The organism is Micromonospora sp. NPDC049048 (assembly GCF_043197615.1).
Taxonomy (GTDB): Bacteria; Actinomycetota; Actinomycetes; order Mycobacteriales; family Micromonosporaceae; genus Micromonospora.
On record NZ_JBICTM010000009.1, the window covers coordinates 243,282 to 252,735 of the forward strand.

The 9,454-nt window shown below is 75.1% G+C and carries 10 protein-coding genes; all 10 read left to right on the forward strand.

Features of this window, described 5'->3' with window-relative positions:
* The first annotated feature begins 7 nt into the window (after nt 1–7).
* Nucleotides 8–412, forward strand: a complete 405-nt coding sequence (locus tag ACGFIG_RS26330; RefSeq protein WP_393007240.1) for a roadblock/LC7 domain-containing protein — start codon at nt 8–10, stop codon at nt 410–412.
* Between the two features lie 44 nt (nt 413–456).
* Entirely contained in the window at nt 457–1,650 is a 1,194-nt protein-coding gene (locus tag ACGFIG_RS26335; RefSeq protein WP_393007242.1) for an ABC transporter substrate-binding protein, read from the forward strand.
* Nucleotides 1,647–2,540, forward strand: a complete 894-nt coding sequence (locus tag ACGFIG_RS26340; protein WP_393007244.1) for a branched-chain amino acid ABC transporter permease — start codon at nt 1,647–1,649, stop codon at nt 2,538–2,540. The genes ACGFIG_RS26335 and ACGFIG_RS26340 overlap by 4 nt, the downstream gene beginning before the upstream one ends.
* Nucleotides 2,537–3,550, forward strand: a complete 1,014-nt coding sequence (locus ACGFIG_RS26345; RefSeq protein ID WP_393007246.1) for a branched-chain amino acid ABC transporter permease — start codon at nt 2,537–2,539, stop codon at nt 3,548–3,550. The genes ACGFIG_RS26340 and ACGFIG_RS26345 overlap by 4 nt, the downstream gene beginning before the upstream one ends.
* On the forward strand, nt 3,547–4,290 hold the full coding sequence (locus tag ACGFIG_RS26350; protein ID WP_393007248.1) for an ABC transporter ATP-binding protein: 744 nt from the start codon (nt 3,547–3,549) through the stop codon (nt 4,288–4,290). Before ACGFIG_RS26345 ends, ACGFIG_RS26350 begins: the two co-directional genes overlap by 4 nt.
* Complete coding sequence (locus tag ACGFIG_RS26355) at nt 4,290–5,114, forward strand: ABC transporter ATP-binding protein (RefSeq protein WP_393007417.1); 825 nt, start codon at nt 4,290–4,292, stop codon at nt 5,112–5,114. Before ACGFIG_RS26350 ends, ACGFIG_RS26355 begins: the two co-directional genes overlap by 1 nt.
* On the forward strand, nt 5,095–5,898 hold the full coding sequence (locus tag ACGFIG_RS26360; protein WP_393007250.1) for a class I SAM-dependent methyltransferase: 804 nt from the start codon (nt 5,095–5,097) through the stop codon (nt 5,896–5,898). Before ACGFIG_RS26355 ends, ACGFIG_RS26360 begins: the two co-directional genes overlap by 20 nt.
* Before the next feature lie 95 nt (nt 5,899–5,993).
* A complete protein-coding gene (locus tag ACGFIG_RS26365) occupies nt 5,994–6,923 on the forward strand; it encodes a diacylglycerol/lipid kinase family protein (protein ID WP_393007252.1) in 930 nt (309 codons plus the stop codon).
* 225 nt (nt 6,924–7,148) lie between these two features.
* Nucleotides 7,149–7,976 carry a DUF72 domain-containing protein gene (locus tag ACGFIG_RS26370; protein ID WP_393007419.1) on the forward strand — a complete coding sequence of 276 codons (828 nt, stop codon included), beginning with the start codon at nt 7,149–7,151 and terminating at the stop codon, nt 7,974–7,976.
* Between the two features lie 122 nt (nt 7,977–8,098).
* A complete protein-coding gene (locus ACGFIG_RS26375) occupies nt 8,099–9,280 on the forward strand; it encodes a peptidoglycan DD-metalloendopeptidase family protein (protein ID WP_393007254.1) in 1,182 nt (393 codons plus the stop codon).
* Nucleotides 9,281–9,454 lie beyond the last annotated feature (174 nt).

The window sequence follows — 9,454 nt, forward strand, 5'->3', positions numbered from 1 at the left end:
AGAGCACGTGACCGACCAACAGGATCTCGGCTGGTTGCTGGACGCCTTCGCCGCGCGCGCCACCGAGGTCAGCCATGCGATCGCGATCTCCAGCGACGGCCTGATGGTGGCCGCCACCAGGGGACTCCCGCCGGACCGGGCGGACCAGTTGGCGGCGACCGGCAGCGGCCTGGTGAGCCTGCTCCGCGGCGCCGCGGCCTTCTTCGACGCCGGCGCGGTGATCTCCAACGTCACGCAGCTCGAAGGCGGCTTCATGTTCTCAATGGCGTTCAACGACGGCGCGTCCCTGCTCGTGCTCGCCGACCCGCAGTGCGACGTCGGCAAGGTCTCCTACGAGATGACCGAGCTGGCGAACCGCATCGGCGACGCGCTGACCCCGGCGGCGCGGGCGGCACTGAGCCGCAGCCGCTGACACCCCGGCATCCACGCCGGACCCCCATCCCTCCTGGAGAAGACATGCCTCTGACCATGCCCCGGCGTAGCCGTGCCCGCACCGCGGCCCTGCTCGCCCTCGTCCTGCTCGTCGCGAGCGCGTGCGCCGACGGTGGGCGCGGCGGCGGCGCCGCCGGATCGATCAAGATCGGCCTGCTGGCGTCGCTGTCCGGCACCTACCAGGCGGTCGGCAAGGACCTCCGCGCCGGCTTCGAGCTCTACCTGGCGACCCACGACGGAAAGCTCGGCGGCCGACAGGTGGAACTCGTCGTCGCCGACGAGGGCAACGGCGCCGCGACCGCGGTGCCCGCCGCGACGAAACTGCTCAAGCAGGACCGCGTGGTCGCGCTCACCGGGATCGTCGGCGGTGGCTCGGTGGCCGCGGTCTACCCGCTGCTCAACGAGACGAAGGTGCCGTTCGTCGGCTCGAACGGCCGCCCGGAACTCAAGGACGTGTCCCGGATCTGGCACACCTCGTACCTCTCCGACGAGCCGGGGGAGGCGATCGCCCGGCACGTGCGCGACAACGTCGACGGCAGCGTCTACGCCATCGGTCCGGACTACCAGGGCGGCTGGGACGAGCTGCGCGGCTTCACCGACGCGTTCGTCGCCGCCGGCGGCACGCTGGCCAACCCCAACGGCAAGACCACCTTCACCCCGTTCCCGTCGACCACCAACTTCACGCCGTACTTCGCCCGGATCAAGGCCTCCGGCGCGGACGCCGTCTACACGTTCTACGCGGGCAGCGCGGCCGTCGACTTCGTCAAGCAGTACGCGCAGTCGGAGATCAGCGACCTGCCGCTCTACGCCGCCGGCTTCCTGACCGAGGGCGGGGTGCTCGACGCCCAGGGCGAGGCCGCCCGGGACGTCTACTCGGTGCTGAACTACTCGCCCGACCTGGACAACGCGGAGAACCGCGCCTTCGTGGCCGCCTGGAAGGCGAAGAACGACGGCTCCCCGACCACGTACGCCATGGCCTCCTACGACGCCGCTGCCGTGCTGGACCGGGCCATCGCGGCGGCCGGGGACGACCCGTCGCCGGAGAGCGTCAACGCGGCCATCGCCCAGCTCGGCCAGATCGCCAGCCCGCGCGGCACCTGGCAGTTCTCGCCGACCACCCACGCACCCGTGCAGAAGTGGTACCTGCGCCAGGTACGCCAGGACGGCCGGGCGCTGTCCAACACCGTCGTGGGTGACCTCGCCACCGTCGGCGGATGAGCGCCGTGGCGGTCGACATCCGGATCGACCCGTACCTGGTCCCGGCCCTGGACGGGGTGGCCTACGGGTTGCTGGTCTTCGTCGCCGCGGCGGGGCTGGTGCTCTGCTTCGGCGTCGCCGGCATCCTGAACCTGGCGCACGGCACCCTGTACGCGATCGGCGGGTACACCGCCGCCGCGCTGCTGGACGGCGGCTGGGTGAGCCTGGTGCTGGCGCTGGCCGTCGGGATCGTCGCCGCCACCGCGGCCGGCGTGCTGGTCGCCGGGCTGCTCACCCGGGTCGCCGCACGCAGTCACCTCACCCAGGCGCTGCTCACCTTCGGGGTGGCGCTGGCCGGGGGGAGCCTGCTCGCGGGGGTGTTCGGGCCGGACGACCCACCGGTGCGGGTGCCGGCGGCGCTGGACGGGTCGGTGGTGGTGGCCGGGCACCGCTACGCGGCGTACCGCCTGGTCTTCATCATCGTCGCCGCCGTGCTCGCCGGTCTGCTCCACGTCGCGGTGCGTCGCACCCGGGCCGGGATGCTGGTCCGCGCGGCCGTCGACGACGCCGAGATGGTGGCCACCCTCGGCGTGAACCCCGCCTGGATCCGCGTCGGCGTGCTCGCCACCGCCGGGGCGCTGGCCGGCGCCGCGGGCGTGCTCGGCGCGCCGATCATCGGTCCCGGCCCGGACACCGCCGACTCGGTGCTGCTGCTGTCGCTGGTGGTCGTCGTCCTCGGCGGCCTCGGCTCGATGACCGGCACCCTGCTCGCGGCCCTGGCCGTCGGGCAGATCCAGACCCTCGGTGTGGCGCTCGCCCCGTCGGCCGCCCCGTTCCTGCTCTTCGCCGCCATGGCCGCCGTCCTCGCGGTGCGGGCGCGGGGACTGGCCACGGCCCGGCGGGCGTCGTGAGGCACGAGGCGGTGCGCGCGCTGCGCCGGGGAGTCGCCGTGCTCGTCCTGGCCGGGCTGCTGCTGGCGCCGTGGACGGTCGACGACTACACCGTGGCGCTGCTGGCGCGTACCCTCGCGCTGGGCCTGGTGGGGGTGAGCGTCGCCCTGCTCACCGGCGTCGCGGGGCTGCCCACCCTCGGGCAGACCGCGCCCTACGCGGCGGGAGCGTACGCCAGCGCGGTCGTCGGCAGCGGCCTCTCCGACGTGGCGGTGGTGCACCTGGCCGTCGCGGCGGCGGCCGGGGCGGCGCTGGCCGCCGCGACCGTCCCGCTCGTGGTGTACGCGCGCGGCGTGATCGTCCTGATGATCACGCTGGCGATCGGCGAGCTCGCGGTGACCGTCGTCGGGCGGTGGCGTTCGGTGACCGGCGGCACCGACGGGCTCGCCGGGGTCCCGCCGGTGCGTCCCCTGTGGGGGCTGCCGGTGCTCGCCACCGACCGGGCGCGCTACCTGTACGCCCTGGTGGTCGTCGCCGTGCTGGTCGGCTTCGTGCTGCTCATCCTGCGCACCCGGGCCGGCCTGGTGCTGCGGGCCGGGCGCGACGACGAGGCGCGGCTGCGGGCCAGCGGCCACCGGGTGTCGGCGCACGTGGCGGCCGTGCACGTCGCCGCGGGGGCGGTCGCGGGCGCGGCGGGCTCCCTGCTGGTGGTGGCGCAGCAGTTCATCTCGCCGGCCGACTTCGGGTTCGACACCTCCGCCCTGCTGCTGCTCGGGGTGGTGGTCGGCGGGGTCGCGTCGGTGGGCGGCGCCCTGGTCGGCGCCGCGATCGTCGTGGCCGCCCGGGACTGGCTGTTCGGCGTGCTGCCGGGGCACGCGCCGCTGGTGCTGGGAGTGGCGTTCGTGGTCACCGTCTACCTGCTGCCCGGCGACGGGCACCGGCCGTCGGGCGTGCGGGGCCGGCTGCTCCCGGGACCGCGGGCACGTGCCTCCGCCCCGGAGCGGCCGACGCCGACGGGGGTACGGGCATGACGCCGCTGCTGTCCGCCCGGGACGTCACGGTCCGGTACGGGTCGCTCGCCGCGCTCGACGGCGTCGACCTGCGGATCGACCACGGCCAGCGGCACGCCCTGATCGGGCCCAACGGCGCCGGCAAGACGACCCTGCTCGACGTGCTCGGCGGCGCGGTCCCGGCGGGCGGCGGTCGGGTGCTGCTCGCCGGCCGGGACGTCACCCGCCTCGGCCCCGCCGCCCGGGCGCGCCGGGGCATCGGCCGGATCCACCAGCGTCCCGCCGTGTGGGCGACCCTGAGCGCGACCGAGAACGTGGTGGTCGCCGCGCTGCCCCACGCGGTGCGGCCCGGCCGGTGGCGGCCGGGGGCGAGGCGGTGTGCCGCCGAGCGGACGGCGGGCGTGTGGCTGGAACGGATGGGTCTGGGTGAGGTCGGCGCGACCCCCGCCGGCCAACTCGCCCACGGGCAGCGCCGGCAACTCGAGATCGCCATGGCCCTGGCGGGCCGGCCGCGGCTGCTGCTGCTCGACGAGCCGGCCGCCGGGCTGTCCGGCGTCGAGGTCGCCCGGCTGGTGGAGTTCCTGCGGGCCCTGCCGCGCGCCGTCGCGGTGCTGCTCGTCGAGCACCGGCTGGACCTGGTCTACGCGCTCTGCGACCAGGTGAGCGTGCTCCGCGACGGCCGGACGGTGGCCACCGGCACGCCGGCCGAGATCCGCGCCTCCGGTCCGGTCCGGCAGGCCTACGCGGAGGCGGTGTCGTGATGCTGCGTACGGAGCGGCTCTGCGCCGGCTACGCCGGCGGGATCGTGCTGCACGAGGTCACCCTCGACGTGGCGGCCGGCACCGTGCAGGCGGTGGTGGGCCGCAACGGCGCCGGCAAGAGCACCCTGGTGCACACCGTCGCCGGGCTGGTGCGGCCCTGCGGTGGGCGGATCGAGGTCGGCGGGGTGCAGATCGCCGGCTGGCAGCCGCACCGCGTCGCCCGCAGCGGGGTCGGTCTCGTCCCGCAGGGCCGGCGGGTCTTCTCCAGGTTGACCGTGGCCGAGCACCTCGCCCTGGCGGCGGTGCCGTGGCGCGCCGCGACCCCCGGGGGCGAGGGGTGGACCGTCGCCCGGATCCTGGAGCTGCTGCCCCGGCTGGCGGCCCGGCTGCGCCATCGCGGCGACCAGCTCTCCGGGGGCGAGCAGCAGATGCTGGCGATCGCCCGGGCCCTGCTCGGCCAGCCCCGGGTGCTGCTGCTCGACGAGCCGTGCGAAGGGCTGGCCCCCGCCCTGGCCGCCCGCGTACGCGACCTCGTCGGCACGCTGGCCGGCACCGGGCTGGCGGTGCTCCTCGTCGAGCAGCAGCTCGAGCACGCCGTCGAGGTCGCGGACCGGATCGCGGTGCTCGAGTACGGCCGGGTGGTCTACGACCGCCCGGCGGGTGAGGCCCGGGCCGAACCGGGCCGCCTGGCGGCGATGCTCAGCGTCGCCGCGGTCGCGGAGCTGCCGGAGTCCCGGCCGGTCCCCGGGCTCTGGGTCGGTTCCGCGTACCTGACCCGACCACCTTCGACAGGATTGAGCGACGATGCCGACAGACATCCGTGACACCGAGTACACCTTCGACAACGGCTCCCCGGAGGCGGTGCCCCAGTTGCGGGCGCTGGAGTCCTTCCTGGACCCGATCACCGCGGCCCGCGTCGGCGCGCCGGTGCTCGCCCCGGGCGGCGTCTGCTGGGAGATCGGTGCCGGTGGCGGCTCGGTGGCCCGGGGCCTGGCCCAGGCGGTCGGCCCGGCGGGACGCGTGCTGGCGACCGACATCGACACCGCGCATCTCGTGCCCACGGCCAATCTCGACGTGCTCCGGCACGACGTGCGCAGCGAGCCGCCGCCCGGCGACACGTTCGACCTGATCCACGCCCGGCTGGTGCTGTTGCACCTGCCGGAGCGGCGGCGGGTGCTGGCCTCGCTGACCGACGCGCTGGCCCCGGGCGGCTGGCTGGTGGTCGAGGAGTTCGACTGCACCGCCCCGCTGCGCGTGCTGACCGCGCCGAGCGACGACGCGGCGAAGCTCTTCGCCCAGGTGACGGACGCGATGCTCGGGATCCTGCAGAGCCACGGCGCGGACCTGGCCTGGGCGCAGGACGTGCACGCCCATTTCGCGTCGGCGGGACTGGTCGAGATCGACACGATCACCCACTCCGAGAGCTGGCCCGGTGGCTCGCTCGGCGCGTCGCTGTACGAGACGAACTCCCGCCAGCTGGAGCCGGAGCTGATCGAGGCGGGCGTGTCGCCCGGCCAACTGGAGGCGTTCCGCCGGCTGCTGCGGGACCCCGGGTTCGCCGTGATGTCGTACCAGTTCGTGTCGACCCGGGGCCGGCGGCCGGCCTGACGGTGCGGGCCGAGCCGCCCGGCGCCTGGTCGGCGCGCTGATCGACGGCCGGCGGCGGGCGTGGAATCCGCGCCGACCGGGTACTCCCGGCAACCATGAGCGCGAGCAGCACGGTGGGCGACGAACCGGCGACCACGGCCCGGACGGGCACGGTCGCGGTCGTCGCCCACCGCAGGAAGACCCTCGGCGGCGGCCTCGACGAGTTGCGCGCCGAGCTGGCCGGCACCGGGGTCGAGCACCTCATCTGGTACGAGGTGCCGAAGAGCCGGAAGGCGCCGAAGAAGGTCCGCAAGGCACTGAAGCGGGGCGCCGAGCTGATCTTCGTGTGGGGCGGCGACGGCATGGTGCAGCGCTGCGCCGACGCCCTCGCGGGCTCCGGCACCGCCATGGCCATCGTGCCCGCCGGCACCGCCAACCTGTTCGCCGCCAACCTGGGCATCCCGCAGGATCTGCCCGAGGCCGTCCGCATCGGCCTGCACGGCCGGCGCCGCGACCTCGACCTGGGCAGGATCAACGGCGAACACTTCGCCGTGATGGCGGGCGCCGGCTTCGACGGCGACCTCATCCGCGAGGCCGACCGCCGGCTCAAGGGCAGGCTCGGGCGGCTGGCCTACATGTGGACGGGGCTGCGGCACGTGCGCGGCGAGCTGGTCGGCACCCGGATCACGGTCGACGGCGCGGAGTGGTTCGACGGCGACGCGAGCTGCGTGCTGTTCGGCAACGTCGGCACGATCACCGGCGGCATCCCGGCGTTCGACGACGCCCGCCCCGACGACGGCTGCCTGGAGATCGGCGTCGCCACGGCCGACGGCGCGGTGGACTGGGCGCGCACGCTGGGCCGGATGGCCGCTGGCCGCTCGGAGGAGTCGCCGTTCGTACGGATCACGCGGGGCCGCAGGATCAAGGTGCGCCTCGCCGCTCCGCGCACGTACGAGCTGGACGGCGGCGCGCGCGGCGAGACCACCCGGCTCAAGGTGAAGGTGGTGCCCGGCGCGCTGACGGTCTGCTGCCCCGCGGCGCGGTAGGCCCCCGTGCCGCACGTGGCGGCGGCGCGGCCCGGCGCGGTGGACCCGGCGGCGGGGTTGCGCCCGCGTAGTTGACCCGGCGGCGTGGCTGCGTGCCCGCGTGGTTGACCCGGCGGCGTGGCTGAGCGCCGGCGCGGGCGGATACCGTACCCGCGGCGCGGGGTGTCCCGGCGTCGGACCGTCGAGCGGTGGGAGGGCCTGATGCGCCTGCACGTGGGGTGCGCGATGTGGACGCACAAGTCGTGGCAGGGGCGCTTCCTGGCGCACCCGTTGCCGGCCCACGAGCGGCTGCGCGCGTACGCCGGCTGGTGCACGGCGGTCGAGGGGAACACCACCTTCTACGCGACCCCCACCCCGGAGACCGTCGCGTCCTGGGCGCGGCAGACCGACCCGGACTTCCGGTTCGTGTTGAAGCTGCCGAAGGTCGTCACGCACGAACGCCGGCTCGCCGGCGCCGACGGGGAACTTCGCGCCTTCCTCGACGCCGTCGAGCCCCTCGGCCCACGGGCCCATGCCCTGTGGATCCAGCTACCGGGCTCGTTCGGCCCCACCGACGTGCCCGCGCTGGCCCGTTTCCTGCGCGGGCTGCCCGCCGCCCACCGGTACGCCGTGGAGGTCCGCCACCCCGCGTTCTTCGACGAGCCGCGGGCGGCGCGGGCGCTGGAGGAGGCGCTCGCCACGGTCGGCGCGGAGTGGGTGCCCTTCGACACGACCGCGTTCTTCCGCTCCCCGCCGACCAGCGACGCGGAACGGGAGGCGTGGACGAGGAAGCCGCGCACCCCGCTGCGTACCCGCGCGCTGACCGACCGGCCGATCGTCCGCTATCTCGGTCGCGACGACCCCGCCCGCACGGTCGAGGGCTGGCAACCGTGGCTCGACGTGGTGACCGGCTGGCTGCGCGAGGGCCGCTCGCCGACCGTGTTCGTGCACACCCCGGACAACGCCGACGCGCCCGAGCTCGCGCGCCGCTTCCACGACGAGGTCCGGGCACGGCTGCCCGGCGTCGCGGCGCTGCCCGAGCCGGCGCCGGTCGGGCCGTCCACGCTGTTCTGAGCGGAAGCCGCCCGGCCCGAAACATACCTTCACCGCCGACGGGGGTGACGTAGACAACCTTCCATGTTTTGTCTATCGTCAGCACCACTTAGCGATGCCCCTCGATGTGAAAGAGGTCATCAATGGTGCACAAGAGACGATGGGTCGGCATCGCCGCGGCCCTCCTGGCGACGGAGGTCCTGGTCGCGGGCACCGCCGCGCACGCCGCCGCGCCCACCCCCGACCCGATCCGCGTGAGCGTCGAGGACGCCGTGGCCGCCAAGCTGCGCGGGCAGGCCCAGGCCATGGCGGCGGGGCACGCCGACAGCCCCGAGACCCGCGTCACCGTCACCCGCGAGAACGGCCGGTGGGCCTTCGGCACCGCCGTCGCCGTCACCTCCCACGACAAGGACGTCCACCCGACCGGCGCCGTCTTCATCGCCCGCGCCGAGGCCGGGACGTGGCGGGTGAACTTCGACGGCGAAGCCGGGTTCAGCGAACTCGCCGCGGAGTCGCCCCTGGTGAACAAGCAGGAGAAGGCGGTCTTCGCGCGTACGCCGGGCACCATGCAGGCGGGCGGCGACTTCCGGACCGGGATGGCCCTGCCCTTCGCCGTCGGCCAGACGTGGACGCTGACTAGCGGCCCGCACGGCTGGGGCGGCTACGAGTCGCCGTACAGCTCGATCGACCTCGCCGGCGGCGACCAGGTGGTCCGCGCGGCACGGGCCGGCACGGCGTACACGATGTGCACCGGGTGGATCCGGGTCATCCACGACCGGGGCTACTCCACCGACTACTACCACCTGTGGAGCAGCATCTCGGTCAACGGCGCCGCCGTCGCCCAGGGCGCGTACCTGGGCTACACGGGCACCGACGTCACCTGCGGCGGGTCGGCGTCCGGCCGGCACGTCCACTTCGGGCTGCGGCAGAACAGCGCGTACGTGCCGATCGCCGGCCACGGCATCGGCAAGTGGGCGTTCGAGAACGGCGCCTCGGCGTACCAGGGTGGCGCGCGGCACGGCTCGACCTGGCGGGGCGCCGGCGGTGCGCTCTACAACTACGGCGCGCTGGGCTTCAACCAGGCGGTGGTCGACGCCAACGGCGGCGGCACCCTGACCAGGCGGTCCGGCCCCGGCAGCGGCTACGCCGCGTTGGGCTCGTTGAGCGACGGTGCCACGGTGACCGTCTCCTGCTCCGCCAACGGCACCAGCCACACCGGGCGGTACGGCACCACCGCGCTGTGGAACCGGCTCAGCGACGGCAGTTGGGTCTCCGACGCCTACCTGTGGTCCGGTGTGAACGGCCCCGTCAACGGTTGGTGCTGACCGGCCCGTAGCGACGACGGGTCCGGCTCCGCGCCGGGCCGCTGACTGCCCCGAGGTCTGCTGCGTCCGGCGCAGGGGCCCCGGGGCAGTCGCAGTCGGTGGCACCGCAGCGGCCGTCGCCCGGCCGGAGTACGCGACGGCGACACTTTCCGGGCACCTGCCGCCCCTGCCGCG